Genomic DNA, 24,247 nt, shown 5'->3' with positions numbered 1-24,247 from the left:
TTAAATGAATAAGTGGACAAAACTATAGGTTTGAGGAACCAATTCCACAGAATAGGGAGGAGAATTAAACTATTTAAGGAAATCTTAACGGTTTACTTACCGATGCAAAAATTGGCAAAAATATTTCCCAGAAGCTCATCGTTGCTTATTTCGCCAGTTATCTCACCAAAATAATGAAGTGCCTGCCGAATATCTATTGCCAGTAAATCTCCACTCAAATTGCTATCAAGCCCGTCCTGAACTTTTATAATTTCTTCCAGCGCCTTTAGCATTGCATCGTAATGTCTGCTGTTGGTTACAATGGTTTCGTTATTGCGAAGTGCGCCAGTGTTTACAAAATCAAGCAGTTTATTTTGTAAACCTTCAACGCCTGTATGGGTTTTAGCCGAAATTAAATGAAGGTTTTCAATTTCCTTTTGAAGATTTTCAATTTCCCATTCTGAAAGTTTATCGATTTTATTAGCAACGATAACCAGATTTTTCTGAGGGTATTTATTCTTTATCGTTTCAATTTCAACCTTAAACTTTGAACCCGATCCCGAAACTTCGTGATGAAATTTTTCTGCATCAAAAAGGTAGATAACCACTTGTGCCTGTTCAATTTTCTGAAAGGTTTTTTGGATTCCCAACCCTTCAATAGTATCGGTTGTTTCGCGTATTCCGGCGGTGTCAATAAATCGGAAACCAATACCGCCAAGGGTTATTTCATCTTCAATTGTATCTCGCGTGGTGCCAGCAATATCGCTTACAATGGCGCGTTCCTCGTTCAACAATGCATTCAATAACGTAGATTTTCCAACGTTTGGCTCGCCTACAATGGCTACGGGTATTCCGTTTTTCAAAACATTTCCTGTTGCAAACGAATCAATCAGCCTTTTAAATACTAAGATAATTTTCGAAATAAGTTTTTGAAATTCGTCCCTATTGGCAAATTCCACATCTTCTTCGGCAAAATCGAGCTCCAGTTCTATGAGGCTGGCAAAATTTAAAAGTTCTTCCCGAAGTTTTTTTATTTCAGAAGAAAATCCGCCACGCATTTGCTGGATTGCCAGTTGATGGCTGGCCGCGCTATCGCTTGAAATGAGATCTGCAACGGCTTCGGCCTGGCTTAAGTCCATTTTTCCATTCAAAAAGGCACGCAAGGTAAATTCCCCGGGCTGCGCCATGCGACAACCATTTCGTAAACATAATTGAATAATTTCCTGCTGGATGTAGCTACTGCCGTGACAAGAAATTTCTACTACATTTTCTCCGGTATAACTATTTGGATTTTTGAAGACAGTTGCCAAAACTTCGTCCAGTGTTTTGTTACCATCAACAATGTGGCCCAAATGAACGGTGTGTGATTTTTGATGTTCCAAGTTTTTTCCGGATACGGAATGAAACAATTGGGAAGCAATGGAAATGGCTTCATCGCCGGATAGCCGTATTACAGCGATTGCACCCGCCCCGGCGGGAGTGGCAAGTGCTACTATAGTGTCTGTGTGCATCATGATTGGCAAAGGTACTATTAACCTTCACAATTCTGAAAAATAAAAAATCCGCCAACGTGGGCGGATATTTTTATGACTGATAATCTAAAAATTGAAATTTTCAATAACTTAATTGTTCAACATTACTGGCATAACAAGCATTGTAACGTTTTCGCCTTCATCAAGCCCATCAACAGGGGTTAAAATTCCGGCTCTGTTTGGGAGACTCATTTCCAAGGAAACCTCGTCACTGTTCAAGTTATTCAACATCTCCGTTAAAAAACGACTGTTGAAGCCTATTTGCATATCATCGCCTTGATAATCGCAAGTTAGGCGCTCTTCGGCTTTGTTGCTGTAATCAATATCTTCCGCGGAGATGTTCAGTTCTGCTCCGGCAATTTTTAAGCGTATTTGGTGCGTGGTCTTGCTACTGAAAATGGATACACGACGCACGGAATTCAAAAATTGGGTTCGGTCAATAACCAATTTATTCGGATTTTCTTTTGGAATAACCGCCTCATAATTTGGATATTTTCCGTCAATCAAGCGGCAAACCATTTTAGTATTTTCAAAAATAAATTTCGCATTGCTGTCATTGTATTCAATCACCACATCCTCTTCGCTACCGGCTAAAATTGATTTCAGCAGATTCAGCGGTTTTTTCGGCATAATAAATTCTGCGGTCTGTGATGCGCTAATGTCATCACGGGTATATTTTACCAATTTGTGCGCATCGGTTGCCACAAACACAAGATTGTCTGTTGAAAATTGAAAGAAAACACCGCTCATCACAGGACGAAGATCATCATTTCCCGAAGCAAAAATAGTCTTGCTTATTGCCGTGGCCAAAACATCTCCTTGCACAACGGTAGATGAAGGATCTTTTAATTCCACAGCACTGGGAAATTCCTCACCACTTGCGTATGCTAGTGCATATTTACCGTGATTGCTGCTGATTTCAATAGTATTATTATCTTCCACGGTGAACGTTAGCGGTTGCTCCGGAAAGGTTTTCAGCGTATCCAGCAAAAGTCTTGCGGGAATGCAAATACTTCCTTTTTCATTGCTTTCCACTTCCAGTTTTGAAGAAATGGTAGTTTCCAAATCTGAAGCTGAAACAGTAAGACTTTGGGTGTCTAAATTGAACAAGAAATTATCCAATATGGGCAATGTGTTGTTATTATTGATAATGCCGCCTAAAACTTGAAGTTGTTTCAATAAATAAGAACTCGATACGATGAATTTCATTATATATCTTTTTAATGAGAAATTTTTACTCCATACTCGCCGTTTTATTTAATGTTTAAAGGTTGGCGGGTAATTCCACGACGCTCAAGGAAAGCACAGTAGAAGCACAAATATATTTCAATTGAAGTTTTTGTTAAAACAAACTTATTAACATTTAGCGCGTGTATTTCCGCTTGCGGATAAAGTTGAAAGCCAATCCAAAAAGTGCTAGTAAAACCAACGGCAACAATAAGTTAACGGCTTGCCATTGGGTGCGTTGCTCCACTGTTTTTTGCCTGTCCAGAAATGGCACCGCAATTTGCCGTGTGCGAATGTTTATAAGTCCGGTATCGTCCAAAAGATAATTGACCGTATTCAGCAAAAATTCTTTATTTCCATAAAAGGAATTTGTCATTTTATCGAACCCAAGTTCCAAAGGTCTGTTGCCCTGAAGTTGATTTTTAATGATATCACCATCACTTATAACCACCATTTTTGAAGCATTCCCATCATCAATATTTTTAAAATTTCCGCTTAAATTTATTGGTTTCACTCTATTCTTAAAAGCTGATGAAAATGAGCCCTCGAGCAAGACCGCAAGCGGAACTTCACCAGCATTAAATTCGTTTGGGTTGGGACCTTCGTTTACAATTTGAAGATTTTTTGGGATTTCTACATCAAAATCTATCGGGAACGGCAATCCTACAATTTTTGTAATGGGAGAAGTAGTGAGCAAAACCGTCTTTTTAATGCCATTTGGCAAGGTATCGATGGCACTTGCGTACTCAAATTTTACCGCTTCAATATTCGAAACAATAGGGTGGTTGTTGCCGCTTGAAATGAGCGGGCTAAAAAACCAAGGATACTGATTGTATTGAGATTCGCGCGCTTCCCCGCTGGCAAGTACGATAGGAGCGGAGTAAACATCTTTCACCAGATTTGGATTGATTCGAATTCCATATTTAAAGAAGAAATCGTTCAAATTCAAATCTTTTCCAAAAACAAATGTTTTCCCTGAAATGGTATCTGTCTGCATTTGTGTGGCATCAAGCAGCCAAAGACTTTTTCCGCCGTTCATTACATATTGGTCCAGAATATATTTTTCGGCATCGCTGAAAGCTTCCGTGGGTTGTGCGGCAACAATTAAATCGAACGAGTTTAATTCCCGCAAGGTTTTTTCAGGATTATTTGCAACCGAATCCAATGTAAATGGCGCTATGTAGTAATAATCGCGAAGCGTGGAGAAAAAATCTGCAATGTAGCGGTCATCGTATTCACCATTTCCTTTTAGTACGGCAACTTTTCGGGATTTTGCCATTACCAACTTTTTAAACCCATCCGCAAAAGCATACTGTAAATTTTGAAGCGAACTGTTTACGCGTTCTTCCGATGTAGCGCCCAATTGATTTTTCAGTAATGGAATTTTTACCGTCTTTCCATCATAATGGGCGAGCGCCCACGGGTATACCAATTCTGTGCTTTGCTTTCCATTTTCCGTAACCGAAACCTGTGCTGGGGTAAGACCAAATTGCTGAAATTGATTTTGAAATCGTTCCGGTCCTTCTTCGGTGGGATCTATAAATTCAAAATTTATTTTAGAATTGTATGCTGAAAATTCCTCCAGTAATTGTTCTGTTTCACTTTGAAGCCTTTTAAATTCGGGAGGAAAATTTCCCTTTAGAAAAATATCTACCACTATGGGTGAGTTTATATTTTCCACTATATCCTTAGCCGCTTCAGAAAGGGTAAAACGCTTATCTTGGGTAAGATCGAAGCGTTTGTAGAAATAATTCCCCAAAATATTCAGCAGAAGTAAACCACCAAAAACGATTGCGAGCCGCCCGATATTTTTTTTCAGTGATGTATTCATTTATTTTTCTTCAATTTAAATATTGTGAGCGCAATGAAAAAGGTAGTGACGCTAATAAAATAAATAAGATCGCGCGTATCCAAAACGCCGCGCGCAACACTGTCAAAATGTGCTTTCATTCCAAGTCCAGAAATATTGAAGGATGAAGATGTAAAACCTTGAAAACCATAGTACAAAACAAAGCAAAGAAAGACGGCGATTATAAACGCAACTATCTGATTTTGTGAAAGTGTGGACGAAAAAATCCCGATGGAAGTATAGGCGCAGACCAAAAAAAGCAGCCCTAAATAGGAACCAACAGTGCTTCCCACATCCAGATTACCAGGCGGATTTCCCAAACTGGAAACAGTATATACATATAATAGTGTGGGAATAAGTGCGATGATGATCAATAAAACCGCGCCAAAATACTTTCCCAAAACAATCTGCGGTAACGTTATGGGTTTGGTGAGCAAGAGTTCCAGCGTTCCCATTTTCATTTCATCGCTAAAGGCACGCATACACACGGCCGGAATCAAGAAAAGAAGAATCCACGGCGCAAATTCAAAAAAGGGCGAAAGATCTGCAAAACCAGAATTGAGAATATTGTAATCTCCATCGAAAACCCAAAGGAAAAGCCCGTTAAGCAACAGAAAAACAGCAATCACCAAATACCCGATTGTCGAGGAGAAAAAAGTGTTTATTTCGCGTTTTATTAGAGTGAGCATTGATTTTATTTCAGATTTTTTAAAATTTTACCATAAACTGTTACTAATTACTGGATACTGTCCAGCGTATCTACGCTCCACGCTGCGGCTTTTTCACGAAACATAGGTTTTGTATTGCTCCACACTTCTTTAAAAAGGGGACTGTTTCGGTATGCTTCCAGATTGGTTTCGTCATTCCAACGGCTATAGGTAAAAAAGATTGTATTATCGTTTTTGTCTTGGTATAATTCCAAAAACAAACAGCCCGGAAAATTTCTGATTTTTTCTTTTACTTCTTCAAAATTTTTCAGGAATGAAGCTATCTGCTTTGGTTCAAATTCCATTTTTACAATTCGCGTAAACATAGTTTTATTTCTGAAAATTAATTTTCGACTTTAAAATTCACGGTTATGGTATCCCGAAATTCCAATCCAAATAGGGTAGAAGCACCGCCAATGGTTGACGGATTACTCTTATAAATGGCCAATTCAAGATAATTTGAAGAATTCCAAAGCGCCAATTTTTTTCCATCTTCCTCCCGTTTTTCCGGTGGAAGATCAAAATTTATGGCATCGCTATAATGGGTGTGTATTTTATCAAACTTTGCCGTACGAGCGGTAATAATGAATTGCCTTCCCAAACCGACGCTTTCAAACAGTTTTTTGCCAATATTACTAATGATATTTCCATAATTATCAATGTAAATAACATTTCCTATAATCTGGCTTTCCTGCTTATTTACTACGGGTTTTATACCAGTTAATTGTTTTATTTCCGAAATATTCTTACCTATAACGTCCAACGTTCCGCCGCGGGCAATGTGGCCCGCCACTTTCACAAAAACATCCAACACTGGAAAATTACTTATTATTCTGTCATGGATATTTATTTCCACAATTTTTTCTGGATTGATATCTGAAGTCAACATCGAGATGATCCCATTATCCGCGCAAATAAAATAATGCCCGTCCATGAGCACGGCAATATGCTTGTTTTCTGGGTTTAATTCTGAATCTACACCAATTACATGAATGGTTCCCTGCGGAAAACTTTTGTACGCGTTCTGAATGATATAGGCAGCTTCGTGCAGATGGAAGGGCGAAATGGAATGGGAGATATCAACAATTTTGGCATCTTGCAATTCACTGTAAATTGCTCCTTTAACTGCGCCCACAAAGTGATCTTTTTCGCCAAAATCTGTGGTGAGCGTAATTATTGCCATAAATTATTGTTGATATTTTAATAAAAGACTTACCGCAAAAATACTTTACTTTTGTTAGAGGCAAAACTATTTTTTGCTTTCCGAACAAAATAAAAAAGCACGCCTTTTGAACGAACTTGTAATCGAACTCACAGAGATTAGTCCACGGGAATTCTTCGGACTTGAAAATGCAAACATCGATCTTTTAAAAAAATATTTTCCGAAGCTCAAAATTGTTGCCAGAGGCACAAAAATAAAGGCTTATGGGGATGAGGACGTGCTGGAGGAATTTGATAGGCGCATTACCATGCTTTTGGATCAATACGTAAAATACAATAAGATTGATGAAAACGTAATCGAGCGTGTTTTACAAAGCCGAAGCAAAGAAGATTATGAAACCCTTCCCAGTAGCAATGAGGTAATAGTTCACGGAGTTAGCGGGAAACCTATTAAGGCACAAACTGCAAACCAACGCAAATTGGTGACCTTAATGTCCAAAAACGATATGGTTTTTGCAGTAGGTCCGGCAGGTACAGGTAAAACATATACAGGTGTTGCTCTGGCCGTAAAGGCTTTAAAAGAAAAGGAAGTCAAAAGGATCATATTAACGAGGCCTGCTGTGGAAGCTGGTGAAAATCTCGGATTTCTACCTGGAGATTTGAAGGAAAAGTTAGACCCTTATATGCAGCCGCTTTATGATGCACTTCGGGATATGCTACCTGCAGAAAAATTGGCTTCGCACATTGAAACGGGCGTAATCCAGATTGCCCCTTTGGCATTTATGCGCGGAAGAACGCTGGACAATGCTTTTGTAATTCTTGATGAAGCGCAGAACACCACCCACGCGCAAATGAAAATGTTTTTGACCAGGATGGGAAAAAATGCAAAATTTATGATTACTGGAGATCCCGGACAGATTGATTTGCCACGCCGCGTGATTTCAGGTTTGAAGGAAGCATTATTAGTGCTAAAGGATGTGAAAGGAGTGGGAATGATTTATCTGGATGATAAGGACGTAATCCGCCATCGTTTGGTGAAGGAAGTTATAGCTGCCTATAAAAACATTGAGAATATAGATTGAAAACCACAATGAAAAATACAATCATTAAAACAGACTTTAAATTTCCCGGACAAAAAAGTGTTTATCACGGAAAGGTTCGGGAAGTTTATACGTTGGAAAATGATACACTTTTAATGGTTGCCACGGACAGGTTGAGTGCTTTTGATGTGGTAATGCCGAAGGGAATTCCCTATAAAGGACAAATCTTGAATCAAATTGCGACCAAAATGATGCGGGATACGGAAGATTTGGTTCCAAATTGGTTGACCGCCACTCCAGATCCAAATGTCGCCATTGGCGAAGCTTGCGAGCCGTTTAAAGTGGAAATGGTAATTCGCGGGTATTTGAGCGGCCACGCGGCCAGAGAGTACAAAACTGGAAAACGCGCTTTGTGTGGCGTTGCTATGCCTGACGGAATGAAAGAGAATGACAAATTTCCCGCACCTATAATTACACCCGCAACCAAAGCTGAAATGGGAGACCATGATGAAGACATTTCGCGGGAGGAAATATTGAAACGCGGAATCGTTTCAGAAAAAGATTATCTTCAATTGGAAGATTATACTAGAAAACTTTTCCAACGGGGTAGTGAAATTGCGGCCAACCGAGGATTGATTTTGGTTGATACCAAATATGAATTCGGCAAAACCAAAAATGGTAAAATTGTTTTGATTGATGAAATCCACACCCCGGATTCCTCACGTTATTTTTATGCGGAGGGTTATGAAGAGCGGCAAAAAAATAATGAACCACAAAAACAATTATCTAAAGAATTTGTGCGCCAATGGCTTATTCAAAATGGTTTTCAAGGTTTGGAAGGCCAAAAATTGCCTGTAATGAGTGATGAATATATTGAAACTGTTTCCGAAAGATATATTGAGCTTTACGAAAACATTACGGGCCAAAAGTTTGAAAAAGCAGATGTTTCTGATATCGAAAAAAGAATATTGGATAATGTTTCGAAATATTTCGCGTCTGTAAAGTCTTAATAAAAATTTAAAATTTCTATAAAAATTCCGCAAACGATCTTTTGATTGGTAAGCGGAATTTTTTATTTCAAGTCCTTACTACCACTAATTTGTTTTGAGTTAATCTTTAATTCAAATAAGTTAATTTCTTCATAATACTCTTGTTTTCAAAATGCTTGAAATGTAATTAAGCTACTTTAGAAAAAAAATTAGCGAATCGAGTATCCCCTCCAAATTTTTAAAATTTCCCTAAAAAGACTTTTAAAATCATTTTTTCGATTTAAGATTTTGAAAATATATAAATGCCATTTTTTTAAACAATAAAACCGCATTTGACTTTATTACGTAATTAAATAAAGCCAAATATGATTACATCTATTTGTGAATGAAATAAATAATTAATTAACCGAATGATAAAAATTTACTCGAAATCTTTCTTTAAATAAATTAAAATGCAGCCAGCGTTAGTTGGTCTGCGTTTTTTTTTGAACAAAAGGATAGAAAAAATATAAAAGAGATTAACTAAAACGCTAAACTATGAGAAACACTATTACCCGAAACCTGATGTTATTGGTTTCAATTTTATTAACGACTGGAATTGCAGTTGGTCAGACATACAATGTGACCAACGGTTCAAATAGTGGACCCGGTTCTTTACGGAACGCAATTAACATGGCTAATAATGATACTTTTAGTCCATCAACGATAACGTTCGATTCTGGTATTACAGTATTGCTATCTACAGTTCAATTGACTATTGGAGATGAAATTTCGATAATTGGAAATCCTGATGGTTCTACCGTAATTGATGGCACCGCTAACAACAATCGAGCTTTTAGATTTATGGGAGCAGGAGGCTCTGTTGATAATATCACATTCCAAAATTTTACGAGTGCCGGTAATGGTGGTGCAATAATTGTTCAAAATGCGACTGCATTTACTGTTGAAAATTGTAGGTTCATAGATAACGAAGCTACAGGAAATCTTGGTGGAGGAGCTTTAGCACTCGATAACGTAGTTGCAACTGCTGTAAATGGTTCAACATTTACCTCAAATGATGCAAGTAATGCTGCGGGTAGTGGTGGTGCTATATTCGTTAATGGAAGCGGAACGTTGACTGTTACAGGAACTTTATTTTCAGCAAATACTGCCGTAAGAGCGGGTGGTGCAGTTGAAACTAATTCCGCTGGACTTGTTTCGTTCACAGACTCAGATTTTGAGGATAACCAAGCTACTGGAGGAACCGCACCCGGAAATGGTGGAGCCTTTCACGTAACGGGTCCTGGAAATAGTACATTCACAGGGGGATCTGCTACAGGTAACTTAGCCATTGAAGGTGGTGCTTTCTGGAATGGCGCTGGTACTATGACCATTAATGGTGTTTCATTTACAGGAAATTCAGCGACAGGCCCAAATACAGGGGGCGGTGCGCTTTTTAACAATGGTGGAGGAACAATTTCTATTGATGCCGCTACCACATTATCACAAAATATTGCAATGGGCGCAACTCCGGGTGGCCGTGGTGGTGCTATTTTCAACAACACGGGTGGAATTCTTACACTAGCTTCAGGACTTGTTATTAATGGGAATTATGCCAGCCGTGCAGGCGGTGCAATTGAGGACGCATCTGGTGGAACTTTGACCTTAACAGGTATCACGATGGAGGGCAATTCGGCCGGTGCGGATATTGGATTGGGAACAATGGCAAACCCCGGAAATGGTGGTGCTCTGCACTTGTCGGGTACTACTGCTGCAATAATTACAAATAGCACAGTTAGAAACAACCAAGCAGCGCAAGAAGGCGGTGGCCTTTGGAATAATGCAGGAGTTATGACAGTAATGGGCTCAACCATTACAGGAAATATTGCTTCAGGTAATTTGGCCGATGATGGCGGAGGTGGAATTTTCAACAATGGAGGTTCACTCATGGTTTCTTCAACTACTATATCAAATAATGTAGCTGATGGAACATCTGGTTCCGGCGGTGGAATTTTCAGTTTAACGCCTGGAACATTAAATATTAATGGAATTACTATTTCAAATAATACTGCGAATAGAGCAGGTGGAGGTATTGAAGTTGCTTCGGCAGCAGGCGAAACATACACATTTAGCAATGTAACCTTAAACGGAAATTCAATAGCAACTGCAAATCCCGGTAATGGGGGAGGTTTTCATATAAGTGGCCCCGGAAATTCTACATTTACAGATTGTACGGTAACAAACAATACCGCTGTTGAAGGCGGCGGACTTTGGAATGGCCCTGGAACAATGACGGTTTCTGGAGGTGAATTAAGCAGTAATGAGGCAACGGGAAATGATCCAGACCAAGGAGGTGGAGCACTATACAATTTTGGCGGAACGATGATCGTAAATAATTTCGCAGATATTTTCAGCAACATTGCAACCGGTACTTCAGGTTCTGGAGGAGCTATTTTAAGTACTAGCGGAACATTGAATACAAACACCATTTTCCTTTCGTCGAACGGAGCGAATCGCGCTGGTGGTGGTATCGAAATTATTGATGGTACGGCCAACTTGATTGATATTTCACTTATTTTGAATGATGTAAACGGTTTGGCTACTGGAGGAACTCCCAATCCAGGTAATGGCGGCGGACTTCACGTTACTGGAAATGCCGCAACCGTAGTTTTAAGCGGAATTGTTTTCTTGAACGAAGCAGCTACTGAAGGTGGCGGTTTGTGGAACAACGGTGGTACAATGACTGTTCAAGGCGGTGTATTTTATACAGATACTTTTATCGATTTCAATAAAGCCGAAGGTGATGCGGCAGATGATGGTGGGGGAGGCGTCTTCAACAATGGCGGTACGTTAACCCTCGCTCCCGGAACGCAGGTAGTAAGAAACCTTGCCACTGGAACAGCAGGTTCTGGAGGTGGAATTTTCAACCAAACCCCTGGAAATTTAACAGTTGATGGAGTTACTTTTGAGGAAAACTCAGCAAATCGTGCCGGAGGTGGAATTGAAATAAATTCCTTGGCGGGCCAAACTTTTAATTTCATAAATGTTACTTTAAATGAAAATATCGTAAACGCTCCAGCACCTGGAAATGGAGGCGGACTTCACATTACCGGAGCTGGAAATGTTAATTTCAATGCAGGTATTATTACGAATAACGTAGCTTTTGAAGGTGGCGGACTTTGGAATGGGACTGGAACAATGACCGTGACGGGAACAACAATTACTGGAAATACCGCAAATGGAAATGCAACTGGAGGTGGTGGTATTTTTAATAATGGAGGTATATTAAACGTTGATGCTGCAACCAATCTTTCAGCAAATATTGCAATGGGTGCCACCCCTGGTGGTCGCGGAGGCGCGCTTTTCAACAATACTGGTGGGACTTTGAATGTAGCTTCAGGAAGTGTAATTTCTGGAAATTATGCAAGTCGTGCAGGAGGTGCCATTGAAGATGCTTCAGGAAATACACTCACATTAAATGGTGTAACGCTATCTGGAAATTCGGCGGGAGCAGATATAGGCCTGGGTACTATGGCAAATCCTGGAAATGGTGGCGCTGTTCACCTTTCAGGAAATACGAATGCAAATATTTCAAATAGCACGGTTGAAAATAATTTAGCCGCGCAAGAAGGTGGTGGTCTTTGGAACAACACTGGGACGATGGCCGTAGGAACAACGACGCTTAACGGGAATATTGCGAGTGGACCTTTGGCAGATGATGGAGGTGGAGCTCTTTTCAATAATGGCGGAACTTTAAATATCCTGGCTGGATCCGAAATCACAAACAACTCTGCGAATGGAACCGCCGGCTCTGGTGGTGGAATTCAAAGTATTGGCGGAACTGTAAATGTTACAGATGCTATTATTACCAATAACGTTGCAAATCGAGCTGGCGGTGGAATTGAAATCGCCGCAGGAACTTTAAATTTAAACACAACCACATTAAACACCAATAATGTAGGCGTTGCCCCAGCAGTCGCCGAACCAGGAAATGGTGGAGGTCTTCACTTAGGTGGAACTGCCAATGCAACTATTATCGGCGGAACAGTCAACGGTAATATTGCGGCCGCCGAAGGCGGAGGTCTTTGGAACAGTTTAGGAACAATGACATTAAGCGGAGTTACAATTACCAATAACACTGCAAGTGGTGATCTCTCTGAGAATGGTGGAGGTGGAGTTTATAATGATGGAGGAAATCTTTCTATTCTAACCAATACTTCAATAAATAATAATATTGCAAATGGAATTTCTGGATCTGGCGGTGGAATTTTTTCTTTAGATGGTACGATCAATATTGCTGATATCAATATTTTAGAAAATTCTGCAAATAGAGCAGGTGGTGCAATCGAAATTGTTGACGGTATCTTAAATTTAAATGGAACGACATTAAGTATGAATAATGTGAATGGAACTGCTGGCACTCCAAATCCTGGGAATGGGGGTGGTATTCATGTCTCAGGGGATGCAAGTACGAATATTGTTTCGGCTACGATATCTTCAAATTTATCTTTTAATCAAGGCGGAGGTTTATGGAACCAACTAGATGGAGAAATGAGCATTATAAATTCAATAATAAATCTCAATAATTCAACATCAGGATCTGGAGGTGGCGGAATATATAATAATGGAGGTTCTGTTGAAATAATTAATTCATCAATTCAAAGCAATAATGCCAATGGAGTTTCAGGTTCCGGAGGTGGAATTTTTACTTTGGATGGAGATGTTGCTATAATTGGTGGTATGATTGATGGAAACGCCGCAAACCGTGCCGGTGGAGGTATTGAAATTGTTGACGGAACTTTAAATATGCAAAATGCATCATTGATTGGAAATAATGTTGATGGTTCGGCAGGTGCACCTAACCCCGGAAATGGAGGTGGACTGCATGTAACGGGCGTGGCAACAGTTAATATTTCAGGAACTACAATTACAAATAATGATGCTGCTAGTGAGGGTGGTGGACTCTGGAATCAAGTAGGAAGTACTATGACTGTCGACAGTTCACTTTTAGACGGTAATGTGGCCAACGGAAATGACCCTACCAACGGTGGCGGTGGAATTTTCAACAACGGAGGTACTTTGATGGTTCAGAATACATCAACAATCACAAATAATACAGCCGCGGGAACTGCAGGTTCTGGAGGTGGAATACAGAACGTTGACGGTGGTTCGGTAACTGTAAACAACTCTATTATCTCAAATAATTCTGCGAATAGAGCCGGCGGTGGTATTGAGGATAATTCTACAAATGCACCCGGTACGCTCACGCTTATGAATGTGACTTTAAATGAAAATATTGCTGGCTCCGCTCCCGGAAACGGTGGTGGACTTCACATTACAGGTCCCGGAACTGCAACTATTACAAATGGAACCGTAAATGAAAACACAGCAACCGCTGAAGGCGGTGGATTATGGAATGGCACAGGTACTATGACGGTAAATAATGTCGATATCGACGGAAATACCGCAAGCGGAAATGATCCGGACCAAGGTGGTGGAGGTATTTTCAATGAAATGGGAACACTAATTGTTCAAAATGGAACAACTATTTCAAACAATATTGCCAATGGAACAGCTGGTTCCGGTGGTGGAATCTTGAATAATCTGGGTGTTTTGACGGTTTCAGATTCAGAATTTATTTCGAATACTTCAAATCGTGCCGGAGGTGCAATAGAGGACAATTCGGTTGCTGGAAATACGCTTACGTTGACCAATGTTGATTTAACGACCAACAGCACGGCTTCCGCACCCGGAAACGGTGGCGGACTTCACATTACCGGTCCCGGCGATTCAAATATCACTGGCGGAAACGCCACTGGAAATACGGCATCTGCTGAAGGTGGTGCGTATTGGAATGGAAGCGGAACAATGACCATTGACGGAACAACAATCGACGGAAACACCGCAAGCGGAAATGACCCAGACCAAGGTGGTGGCGGTATTTTTAATGAAATGGGAACACTGATAGTTCAAAACGGAACAACCATTTCAAACAACATTGCCAATGGAACAGCTGGTTCCGGTGGTGGAATCTTGAATAATCTGGGTGTTTTGACAGTTTCAGATTCAGAATTTATTTCGAATACTTCAAATCGTGCCGGAGGTGCAATCGAGGACAATTCGGTTGCTGGAAATATGCTTACGTTGACCAATGTTGATTTAACGACCAACAGCACGGCTTCGGCACCCGGAAACGGTGGCGGGCTACACATTACCGGTCCCGGCGATTCAAATATTACTGGCGGAAACGCAACTGGAAATATGGCATCTGCTGAAGGTGGTGCATATTGGAATGGAAGCGGAACAATGACCATTGACGGAACAACAATCGACGGAAACACCGCAAGTGGCGCAGCTGCTGACCAAGGTGGTGGCGGTATTTTCAACGAAATGGGAACATTGGTTGTAATGAACGCTTCGATTCTTAATAACGAAGCCGATGGAGCCGCTGGTTCCGGTGGTGGAATTCTGAATAATCTGGGCGTTTTGACAGTTTCAGATTCAGAATTTACAAGCAATAGTTCGGTAAGAGCTGGTGGTGCTATTGAAGAAAATTCAGTTGCTGGCAGTGAATTGAATCTCACCAATGTAACTTTCACAACAAATACTACATCTACATCGCCCGGAAACGGTGGTGGACTTCACATTACAGGAGCAGGAGATTCCAATATTATAGGAGGTTCGGCAACTGGAAATATTGCAGCTTCAGAGGGTGGCGCATTGTGGAACGGAACTGGAATTATGACAGTAGACGGAATGACAATAGACGCAAACACTGCCGAAGGTGACGCTGCCGACAACGGCGGAGGCGGAGTTTTCAACAACGGCGGAACGCTGAATATTATTAACGGAACTTCAATAACCAATAATCTTGCAACTGGTGCCGCTGGTTCTGGTGGTGGACTTTTCAGTACTGCCGGAGATGTTACGGTTACAGCTTCTTCATTCAATGGAAATTCTGCAAATAGGGCAGGAGGTGCTATTGAATTGATAGATGGAACTTTACAGTTTTCAGATTCTGATATGACAGGAAATGATGTAAACGGAACTGCAGGAACTGCCGCACCCGGTAATGGAGGTGGTCTTCACGTAAGTGGAAATAGTGGCCTGATTAGTATTTTGAGTAGTACTATTACTGGAAACGAAGCAGCCAGCGAAGGTGGAGGTCTTTGGAACCAAAGCGGAACCATGATGACCGTGGATACTTCAACTATAGATAGCAACAGTGCTTTCGGTAATTCTGAAGATACAGGTGGCGCAGGTATATTTAACAATGGTGGTATGCTAGAAGTGATTGCTTCCACAGTTTCAAATAATATTTCTGCTGGGGCTACTGGTTCCGGTGGAGGTATCCACAACGCTATGGGTGGTGATGCTGTAGTTATGAGAAGTACCATTTCTGGAAACACTTCAAACGGCGCCGGTGGTGGTATCTACAGCAACGGAGCTAGTTTTGATATCAATGCTGCAACTATTGCAACGAATGAAGCATTGGCTACGGGTGGCGGTATTCAAGCTACTACCAGTACTTCCTTGAAAAACACGTTGGTTGCGCTAAACAGTGGTGCAACGGGCGCAGATGTTTCAGGAACTTTTGTTTCTAATGATTATAACCTGATTGGAACCGATGGCGAAAATGCCTTCCCAGAACAGGCTAACGATATTGAGGAAGTTGACCCAATGGTTGGCCCGCTTCAAAATAACGGTGGTGTTACTGAAACCCACGAGTTGTTGGAAGGTTCTGTTGCCTACAATGCCGGTGATCCCGGAGATCTATTCAACGACCAAATTGATCAAGCGGTTTTTGATGGTATTCGAGACATCGGGGCTTTTGAAGCGCAAACAATTCTACTTTCTGTTGAAGATATTACAGCAGGTGGAAGCGGAATCATCATCTATCCAAATCCTTCAAGAGGAACGGCAACGGCACAGATTCCTGTTACATTTGGAAACAACATTCAAATTACAATTGTCGAAGTTGGGTCGGGTAAAATCGTTCGTACCTACAATGCTTCAAATGGTGTAAACAATATGGATTTCAGTGGATATTCTAACGGAGTGTATGTAATACGCATAGTTTCCGAAAACGCAACGTCAACACACAGATTGATTTTAGCACAATAATGTTAGGATTAATTTTAAAAGAAAACCCCTTCAGTGAAGGGGTTTTTTTATTTTCTTTTTCGAATTTCAAAATTGTGAATATACCCAAGGCTTAATTCTGAAAAATCTGCCTGCCCCCAATTGGCATTTATATTTGCCGAAACATAAAAGTTATTCTCGGGTAGTTTTTCGGTACCTATCAAATAGTATTTAAGTCCCAGCCGCGTAGCAATTCTATATTTTCTTTTGAATTTAAAATCATATTCGCCCAGCATCCAACTTTCTGGAATCTCCCGCGGCGTATTATCCCACCCCTCATTAATCCTCCAATCAATTTTATACGCGGGTTTATGCAGATTATAGCCCACTTGAAATTCCATACCCACCTGGTTCAACAAAATTTCACCTTGAACACTTATGCCGAAGTTCGTGGCATACCAAAATGGGGCAGATCCGTAATTTTCAAATTCCCGCCCATCCTGCACAAGCGACTCATTTCTTTGTATATAATCATAATAATGTTGGTAAAACCGGTAATAAAAACCGATGCCCACTTTATACGTTTTGTTGTAAACGCGCCCATATTCCCCGGCAATGGTGTACACATCTTTTTTGTCGTTAAACGCAATGGCAAATGCATTTTTCCCCAGACCACCACGGAATGAGTAGTATTCATATACCGAATTTTCATAGAAATTTTCACCTGTATAACTCACATCGCCCGCTTCAACCGAAGCATCCTTCACATAATTCTTGATATCTGCCGAAACGCCAAATACCATGGAATTATATCCTTGGTTGGGCAGGCGCGTATGACCGTTTGAGTGGTGCGCAAACCCCACGCCCGCACGCCAATCAATTTTTTCAGATGAAAATATTCTGTATTTGAAGAAAAGCCGAAACGCCCATGTAAGCGTAGTGGTCACAGCCTTGTTGTTGGGATTGTTTTCTGGGTGGTACTTCTCACTAAAGTATGAAGCGCCCATCCCAGCAACAACGGTAAAGTTATCCATCCCAAATCCCTTAAACTCAATATATGGAAGCACCGTAAGCGCAACGCCCAGACTGTCCATATTCCCAAAATCCGTATAACCAAAGGACAATCCCGTCTTAGGTCGCTTCAGTCTGTATGCCCATTCCTGCGGATTGTTGCTATGGTCCCGCCCAAAACCCAGTATCAATTGTTTTTGAAGATCGGTATCGGGAAACCCAAAATTGGATGGCGCCGTAATTCCCAATAAAATTTCGGGAGTAAATACCATTGCGTTTTTTTTCCAGTCAATTTCAGCTTGTGAAAAGCCAAAAATGGGAAGCAAAAACAGAAAAACAATCGGTAATTTTTTCATTGTAACAATGCAAATAAAAAAAATACTTCTCAAAAATAAAATTTAAATGAATTGAAAAGCACCGTAATGCGCTATGATGTGGACACTATCTATTTCATTTCCTGCAAAGCCTATTTCATCTCTTGCAAAGCTTATTTTATTTCCTGCAAAGCCTATTTTATCTCTTGCAAAGCCTTTTTCATCTCCTGCAAAACCTATTATATCTTAAAATTTACCATAAAATAGAAGCCTCACAGAATGTGAAACGTTTTTATAATCGAATTTTTTAATAAATGATAGCCGAAGTATGCCAAAAGGAAAGCAAATAGCAAAGGTTTGAATCTATACAAATGAGGAAAAATGCAAAGAAGTAATAGAAAAGGTTATTATAAGCAATTAATCCTCCGAAGCTTCAAAGTCAATCTCAAAGCCAGCGATTATCTTCAAAAGAACCATTTCAGAATTGCTCATATATTCGGTCCCAATGTCCTTGGCATTCATTTCATCAAAAAACGGATCCAATTTTCCGGCCTCGTAATTCTCGACCAGAGCAGGGTGCACGTAGTATTTCCTGCACACGGTGCGCGTATTGCCAAGGCCTTCCGCCGCGGCATCGTAAGCGGTAATAATGTTCTTCTTTTTCTGCGTCTCGGTCTCCGGTTTTTCCAAAACGGCCAGCGTTTCAAAGAAAATTTTGCTCGCTGCCCACGTCCTGAAATCCTTCGCCGAAAATAAATCGCCACTTATTTCGTGAATATAGTCGTTCACCATCCCACTATCAATTCGGTGGTGGTCGCCATCCTCATCATAATATTGAAAAAGTTCCCATCCGGGAATTTCCTCGCACTGCATCACCAACTTCTGCAATTTTTTATTTTGAACAGTAATGGAATGCGCCTTTCCTTTTTTCCCCACAAAATTGAACTTCATCTTGTTCTTGTGTATGGCCACGTGCTTGGTGCGCAAGGTGGAAAGGCCGTAGCTCTTGTTGTTGCGCGCATAATAGTCGTTCCCTATGCGTATGTGCGTTTCCTCCATCAACCGTACCACCAGCGCCAGGCATTTCCGTTTGGTCATCTTGCCTAGTTTCAGGTCCAGTCCTACCTGTTTTCTTATTTCCGGAAGCACGTTGCCAAAGGCCGCCATTTTAAAAAACTTGGTCATGTTCCGTATTTGGTTCCAGTGGGGATGGTAGCGGTATTGCTTTCTGTTTTTCTCATCGCGCCCCACAACCTGCAAATGGCCGTTCAGCACCGGGGTTATCAAAACCTCCTCCCAAGCCGGTGGAATCACCAGACTCTGGAAGCGCTTAATATCTTTTTTGGTCTTTATTTTTTTATCGGCTTCCGTGTAGTAAAATCCCTTCCCGTGGCGGTGCCTTTTAATGGTGAGTCTTTTCTCTGTAATGTAAACCAAATTGGCCAGCTCGGCAGCCTTTATCGGGTTTTTCAGAATCTTTTTTAGTTGTGGAGCTTTTATAACCATAGGCTAAAAATAGAATTTCAACCAATTATTTTCTCTTAAAGAAATTACAAAAGGCGATATTAAAATTGAATTTGTTATCCAAGAGTGTTTATGAGTTAATCTTGTTTATTAAATGAAAAACATAACTATATGTTTTTCAGTAGCGTAAATAATTGAAAATTTATACGAAATATATAACCAAATGTTTTAGAATGGATTAACTATGTTGTATGTTTACCGCAGGTTTCAAAAAGCCCCAAATATGAAACAACTCCTACTACTATGCGTCCTCGTTTTGGGGACAATTTCTTCTGCGCAAACAGTTGATAGTTTTAATCCTGAAGAAAGCAAAGGCGAACTTTACGAATACGCCGAATTTGCAAAAGCAGACCATAAAACCTTCAGTCTATACCAGATTCAAAACGCACCCCAAATATTCCGACCCTTGCCATCAGAAAACCACAGCGTTGGTTTTACCTCTGATAATTATTGGGTAAAATTCAATCTTAAAAACACTACGGATGATGCCAAAACGTATTATCTCGAAACTGGCAGGCCCATTACTGATTTTGTAAACCTCTATCAAATTTCAGAAAACGGAGACGTTCAGGAGTTTAAAAGTGGTGATCAAATTTTATATGAAGATAGACAGGTGCCGCACCGTGCCTCCGTTTTCCGGCTTGAAATTCCAGAGAACACCACGCAACAATTTTATATTAACCTGAAAAGCGATGGCGAGACCATCAACCTACCTTTAAATCTATATAACCCACGCGCTTTCTGGAGAGAGAATTACACACAGCAATTATTTCTTGGGTTATTCTATGGGCTGCTCATTCTTGCGGGTATTATTTATATGTTTTTCTACACCAGTCTCAAGCAGAAAGCATTTCTGTATTACGGTGCCTACGTGTTTTCCATTGGTTTTATGCAGGCTGCTTTGGATGGTTTTCTATTTCAGTATTTCTTTCAGGATGGAGGTTATTTTTCGGCACGCGCCGTATTGATTACCGCAGTGCTTTCCAATTTCTTTCTACTGAAGTATTGCGAATATTTTCTAAACGTAAACACCAAACTGCCCAAGTTCAAAAAACTGTACAACATACTCTACGGCATTGTAGTTATATCGTTTTTATTGATATTCATCAGCCCAAAAACACTTGAATTTGCTTATCCATTCTGCAACCTAAACGGTCTTTTGAGTTTGGTAATCATCCTCGCGACCATTTTCACAATGCGCGTAAAACGAATAAGAATAGACCCTTATTTTTCCTTTGGGGTTTTCTTTTTGGTAATTGGCCTTTTGGGTTTTGTGATGAATAATTTGAGTTTGCTCCCCAATAATTTCTTCACCTTGAACAGCGCCAAGTTTGGAACGGGTTTCGAAATTATATTTCTATCCATTTCGATGACTAATTTAATTAGGAAACTGCGGTTGGAAAAGGAAAATTCACAAGATGAAGCGCTTCAAAAATCTGAAGAAATAAGCGAAATGAAATCCTATTTCATGTCAAACATGAGCCACGAGCTTCGCACTCCCTTAAACACCATTATGGGAATAGCCGAAGTTGAAATGGGCAAACAGGCAAACATGGAAGACCGAAAGCAGTTTGAGATGATTAAGAATGCTTCGCTGAGCCTGCTAAGTAATGTGAATGATATTCTCGATTTTGAAAAAATTGAAAAGAATGAAATCGTATTGAAGCACGAGGAATTCAATCCATCAATCGCGCTTCACCAAATAAGCAACAATTGGAAAACCGAAGCAGAGAATAAGGGCCTTGCCTATAAATTTGAAATGGATTACGAAATACCCACCATCGTTCTGGGCGACGTGGAGCGTTTCATCCAGATTATAAACAATGTACTTTCAAACGCCGTCAAATTCACAGAGGAAGGCTCGGTCTATTTCAAATTTAAATCCATAAAAAAATCGAACGGTTTGCATTGTTTTTCTATTTCGGTAACAGATACGGGAGTGGGGATGAGCCAAGAATATAAAAAGAACGTCTTCAACAGTTTTAACCAAATGCGCTTGGGCAACAAGCGCAAATTTGGCGGAATAGGGTTGGGCCTTACCATTGTCCGGCACCTGGTAGAATTGCACCACGGAAGCATTCATATAGAAAGTAATGAAAATGAAGGAACCAATATTTATATAGACATACTCCTTCAAGCATCCGAAGAATCCAAAACAGTAATTATTGAAAAAACTCCTGAAATTGCTCCGCTGCGCAAGCAACACGTTTTGGTTGTGGAGGATAATTTATTGAACCAAATGGTAATGAGAAAAATGCTCAATAGCTACGAGCACGTCACATTTGCGGTAGTCAACAATGGAAAGGAAGCCATTGAAGCTTTGAAAAAGGATGTGTACGATATAGTTTTGATGGATTTGCAAATGCCTATAATGGATGGCTATGAAGCCACAGAAATAATCCGCAGCGGTGAACTTGGAAAAACAATAAGTGATATCCCAATTATCGCGGTAACGGCCGATGCCCTTCAGGAAACAAGATCACGTGTTTTGGATATAGGGATGAACGACTACATGACTAAGCCCGTAAGCCGCGATCTATTATTGGAAAAAATGAACAAACACAGAAATATTTTAAAAATCGCTTAAACCCCGAAAAAAGATTAAGCGATTTTAAAAAAGAAACTACTCAAAATAACTGAAGGTTTCCCCATCTTTTATGGAAAGAAGGGTTTCATAAATAAGTTTGATTACATTTTCCACATCTTCCCTGTGAACCATTTCCACCGTAGTGTGCATATAGCGAAGTGGCAGCGAAATTAAGGCACTAGCTACGCCACCATTGCTGTACGCAAAAGCATCTGTATCTGTCCCAGTGGCTCTAGACAAAGCAGACCGTTGAAAGGGAATCATTTTTTTCTCCGCAGTTTCAGTAATTAAATCCCGCAATTTTTGTTGGACTGCAGGTGCGTAAGCAATTACGGGCCCGCAACCCAACTCAATAAGTCCTTCCTTTTTCTTATCAATCATTGGGGTGGTAGTATCATGGGTCACATCCGTTACAATGGCAATATTCGGCTTGATACGCTGCGCAATCATTTCCGCGCCGCGCAATCCTATTTCCTCTTGAACGGAATTGGTAATGTAAAGTCCAAATGGAAGTTTGTTTTTGTTTTCGTGCAACAAGCGTGCAACTTCAGCAATCATAAATCCACCCATTCTATTATCGAGCGCACGACATACAAATTTGTCCTCATTAAGAATATGGAATGGGTCTGGGTAAGTAATTACGCAACCCACGTGAATTCCCATATTTTCGACTTCCTCTTTATTTTTTGCACCCACGTCAATAAAAATATTTTCGGGTTTGGGAGCCTCCTCTTTAGCTTTATCCCTAGTATGTATGGCCGGCCAGCCAAAAACTCCTTTTTTAATTCCATTCATCGTATGGATATGGACAATCTTTGAAGGGGCAATTTGGTGGTCACTTCCGCCATTTCTAATTACATAAAGCAACCCATTATCGCATATATAATTAACGTACCAAGAAATTTCATCTGCGTGGCCTTCGATTACGACTCTAAATTTTGCATCAGGATTTATAACTCCCACAGCCGTGCCATAGGTATCAGTGAAAAATTCGTCCACATAAGGCTTCAAATAGTCCATCCAGATACGCTGGCCGTCCCATTCATAACCAGTAGGGGACGGATTGTTTAAATATGTTTCTAAAAATGAAAGGGATTTTTCGTTTAAAAGGGAAGTATTCATAAATTTATTTTATTTCGAAAATCTTTGATGAAGCACAAAATTAGTTATTTCTGAAGAAGCGGGACAAGGCAATTTCATTATTTTTGGAACGTTTTTGGATATAAAAGAACCCATAAATACTAGGAAGCATTTTCAAATGGCAAAATATTTAATTTTCTTTTTACTTATAACCTCTGGCGCAAGGGCACAGATAATTTCAGAAACATCTGAAACCGCTCAAGACTCTACCCAAGTACTATATTATATTGTAGAAGGAGATACAATTGCGCGGGAGGCTATAAACCTAGATGAAGTCTATTTGCTTAAAAAATTGGAATTTGGCTCACAAACAGACCGTAGGCGCTATCTTATATTAAGAAGAAAAACAAGGAAAGTATACCCCTACGCAAAACTGGCCGCGGAAAGGTTGACCACAATGACGGAAAGACTAAAAACAATTGAGAAGAAAAGTGATAGAAGAAGATACACGAAAAGAATTCAGAAATATATAGAAGGAGAATTTTCTGAAAAACTGAAAAAGCTGACCCATACCGAAGGACAGATATTGGTCAAACTAATACACAGACAAACGGGGCGAACCGCTTTTGAGCTCGTTAAGGAATTAAGGACAGGATGGCGGGCATTTTGGTATAACACAACCGCCAGTTTTTTTGAAATCTCGCTCAAGGAAGAATACCAACCTTTTGATGTAAAAGAAGATTATTTAATTGAAGATATTTTACAGCGATCTTTTCAAGATTATATATTAGAAGAACAAAAACCAGCACATAAAATTGATTTTATGGAGTTGAAGAGCCATTGGAACAATTAATCTGTTGATAACTAATTGTTTAATTTTGTGATATAGTTTTTTAAACTTTTTATCTTCGCTATTCGCTCTTTAAAATATTTAGACATTCAAATACTTGTTCCAGATGTTTCTTGCAGTTTAAATAGTACATTCTGAAAAAAACCAAAATTATTTTAATTGTAATTGATGCCCTTTCAATACATTATAAATCCTTTTGGATTTCATTATAAAATATTTTTTCAGAAAGTTTGTAGGAATCAAAATCCGTTCTATATTTGCAACCGCTTAGAAAAACAGATAGCTGTTTTTTGCTTGACGCGGGAGGCTCTTGAAATTTTTTGGAATATTTTATTA

14 protein-coding genes are annotated in these 24,247 nt (G+C 40.0%); 5 read left to right on the top strand and 9 right to left on the bottom strand.

Annotated features, from left to right (window positions below; all coding sequences use genetic code 11):
• Window positions 1-92: 92 nt before the first annotated feature.
• The 6 genes from mnmE to KIV10_RS06935 all read right to left on the bottom strand — a co-directional run bounded on the left by mnmE (window position 93) and on the right by KIV10_RS06935 (window position 6,477).
• Window positions 93-1,493, bottom strand: a complete 1,401-nt coding sequence (gene mnmE / locus KIV10_RS06960) for a tRNA uridine-5-carboxymethylaminomethyl(34) synthesis GTPase MnmE (RefSeq protein WP_214112796.1) — start codon at window positions 1,491-1,493, stop codon at window positions 93-95.
• 108 nt (window positions 1,494-1,601) lie between these two features.
• Window positions 1,602-2,720: a DNA polymerase III subunit beta gene (dnaN, locus tag KIV10_RS06955; RefSeq protein WP_214112795.1), complete on the bottom strand. Its 1,119-nt coding sequence runs from the start codon at window positions 2,718-2,720 to the stop codon at window positions 1,602-1,604.
• Between the two features lie 154 nt (window positions 2,721-2,874).
• Window positions 2,875-4,569 carry a gliding motility-associated ABC transporter substrate-binding protein GldG gene (gene gldG, locus KIV10_RS06950; RefSeq protein WP_214112794.1) on the bottom strand — a complete coding sequence of 565 codons (1,695 nt, stop codon included), beginning with the start codon at window positions 4,567-4,569 and terminating at the stop codon, window positions 2,875-2,877.
• Entirely contained in the window at window positions 4,566-5,276 is a 711-nt protein-coding gene (gene gldF / locus KIV10_RS06945) for a gliding motility-associated ABC transporter permease subunit GldF (protein WP_214112793.1), read from the bottom strand. The genes gldG and gldF overlap by 4 nt, the downstream gene beginning before the upstream one ends.
• A gap of 47 nt (window positions 5,277-5,323) precedes the next feature.
• Window positions 5,324-5,620, bottom strand: a complete 297-nt coding sequence (locus tag KIV10_RS06940) for a putative quinol monooxygenase (RefSeq protein WP_214112792.1) — start codon at window positions 5,618-5,620, stop codon at window positions 5,324-5,326.
• Window positions 5,621-5,637: 17 nt separating this feature from the next.
• Entirely contained in the window at window positions 5,638-6,477 is an 840-nt protein-coding gene (locus KIV10_RS06935; protein ID WP_214112791.1) for an SAM hydrolase/SAM-dependent halogenase family protein, read from the bottom strand.
• Window positions 6,478-6,583: 106 nt separating this feature from the next.
• Here KIV10_RS06935 and KIV10_RS06930 point away from each other — a divergent pair, with 106 nt between their 5' ends.
• The 3 genes from KIV10_RS06930 to KIV10_RS06920 all read left to right on the top strand — a co-directional run bounded on the left by KIV10_RS06930 (window position 6,584) and on the right by KIV10_RS06920 (window position 16,587).
• Window positions 6,584-7,537 (top strand): PhoH family protein, encoded by a 954-nt coding sequence (locus tag KIV10_RS06930; RefSeq protein ID WP_214112790.1) that lies wholly within the window; start codon window positions 6,584-6,586, stop codon window positions 7,535-7,537.
• Between the two features lie 8 nt (window positions 7,538-7,545).
• Window positions 7,546-8,505 (top strand): phosphoribosylaminoimidazolesuccinocarboxamide synthase, encoded by a 960-nt coding sequence (locus KIV10_RS06925; protein WP_214112789.1) that lies wholly within the window; start codon window positions 7,546-7,548, stop codon window positions 8,503-8,505.
• 516 nt (window positions 8,506-9,021) lie between these two features.
• Window positions 9,022-16,587: a choice-of-anchor Q domain-containing protein gene (locus KIV10_RS06920; RefSeq protein ID WP_214112788.1), complete on the top strand. Its 7,566-nt coding sequence runs from the start codon at window positions 9,022-9,024 to the stop codon at window positions 16,585-16,587.
• 47 nt (window positions 16,588-16,634) lie between these two features.
• On the opposite strand, the gene KIV10_RS06915 is transcribed toward KIV10_RS06920, so the two are convergent.
• Window positions 16,635-17,912, bottom strand: a complete 1,278-nt coding sequence (locus KIV10_RS06915; protein WP_214112787.1) for an acyloxyacyl hydrolase — start codon at window positions 17,910-17,912, stop codon at window positions 16,635-16,637.
• Between the two features lie 375 nt (window positions 17,913-18,287).
• Entirely contained in the window at window positions 18,288-19,376 is a 1,089-nt protein-coding gene (locus KIV10_RS06910; protein ID WP_214112786.1) for a DNA topoisomerase IB, read from the bottom strand.
• 241 nt (window positions 19,377-19,617) lie between these two features.
• On the opposite strand from KIV10_RS06910, the gene KIV10_RS06905 reads away from it, so the two are divergent.
• Window positions 19,618-21,981 (top strand): hybrid sensor histidine kinase/response regulator, encoded by a 2,364-nt coding sequence (locus tag KIV10_RS06905; protein ID WP_214112785.1) that lies wholly within the window; start codon window positions 19,618-19,620, stop codon window positions 21,979-21,981.
• 36 nt (window positions 21,982-22,017) lie between these two features.
• On the opposite strand, the gene KIV10_RS06900 is transcribed toward KIV10_RS06905, so the two are convergent.
• A complete protein-coding gene (locus tag KIV10_RS06900) occupies window positions 22,018-23,103 on the bottom strand; it encodes a M42 family metallopeptidase (protein ID WP_214112784.1) in 1,086 nt (361 codons plus the stop codon).
• Between the two features lie 136 nt (window positions 23,104-23,239).
• On the opposite strand from KIV10_RS06900, the gene KIV10_RS06895 reads away from it, so the two are divergent.
• Window positions 23,240-23,914: a DUF4294 domain-containing protein gene (locus KIV10_RS06895; RefSeq protein ID WP_214112783.1), complete on the top strand. Its 675-nt coding sequence runs from the start codon at window positions 23,240-23,242 to the stop codon at window positions 23,912-23,914.
• Window positions 23,915-24,247: the final 333 nt, after the last annotated feature.

Source organism: Aequorivita echinoideorum, from assembly GCF_018476645.1.
GTDB classification, from domain to species: Bacteria; Bacteroidota; Bacteroidia; order Flavobacteriales; family Flavobacteriaceae; genus Aequorivita; species Aequorivita echinoideorum.
The sequence above is the reverse complement of the archived record's forward strand: the minus strand, read 5'-3'. Positions and strand labels throughout refer to the sequence as shown.

What these genes read in the sequence shown, in the direction of transcription:
- mnmE (WP_214112796.1), bottom strand. Translation starts at nt 1,493, where the DNA reads ATGATGCACACAGACACTATAGTAGCACTTGCCACTCCCGCCGGGGCG.
- gldF (WP_214112793.1), bottom strand. Translation starts at nt 5,276, where the DNA reads ATGCTCACTCTAATAAAACGCGAAATAAACACTTTTTTCTCCTCGACA.
- KIV10_RS06905 (WP_214112785.1), top strand. Translation starts at nt 19,618, where the DNA reads ATGAAACAACTCCTACTACTATGCGTCCTCGTTTTGGGGACAATTTCT.
- KIV10_RS06920 (WP_214112788.1), top strand. Translation starts at nt 9,022, where the DNA reads ATGAGAAACACTATTACCCGAAACCTGATGTTATTGGTTTCAATTTTA.
- KIV10_RS06925 (WP_214112789.1), top strand. Translation starts at nt 7,546, where the DNA reads ATGAAAAATACAATCATTAAAACAGACTTTAAATTTCCCGGACAAAAA.
- KIV10_RS06935 (WP_214112791.1), bottom strand. Translation starts at nt 6,477, where the DNA reads ATGGCAATAATTACGCTCACCACAGATTTTGGCGAAAAAGATCACTTT.
- KIV10_RS06895 (WP_214112783.1), top strand. Translation starts at nt 23,240, where the DNA reads ATGGCAAAATATTTAATTTTCTTTTTACTTATAACCTCTGGCGCAAGG.
- KIV10_RS06915 (WP_214112787.1), bottom strand. Translation starts at nt 17,912, where the DNA reads ATGAAAAAATTACCGATTGTTTTTCTGTTTTTGCTTCCCATTTTTGGC.
- KIV10_RS06900 (WP_214112784.1), bottom strand. Translation starts at nt 23,103, where the DNA reads ATGAATACTTCCCTTTTAAACGAAAAATCCCTTTCATTTTTAGAAACA.
- dnaN (WP_214112795.1), bottom strand. Translation starts at nt 2,720, where the DNA reads ATGAAATTCATCGTATCGAGTTCTTATTTATTGAAACAACTTCAAGTT.
- KIV10_RS06910 (WP_214112786.1), bottom strand. Translation starts at nt 19,376, where the DNA reads ATGGTTATAAAAGCTCCACAACTAAAAAAGATTCTGAAAAACCCGATA.
- gldG (WP_214112794.1), bottom strand. Translation starts at nt 4,569, where the DNA reads ATGAATACATCACTGAAAAAAAATATCGGGCGGCTCGCAATCGTTTTT.
- KIV10_RS06940 (WP_214112792.1), bottom strand. Translation starts at nt 5,620, where the DNA reads ATGTTTACGCGAATTGTAAAAATGGAATTTGAACCAAAGCAGATAGCT.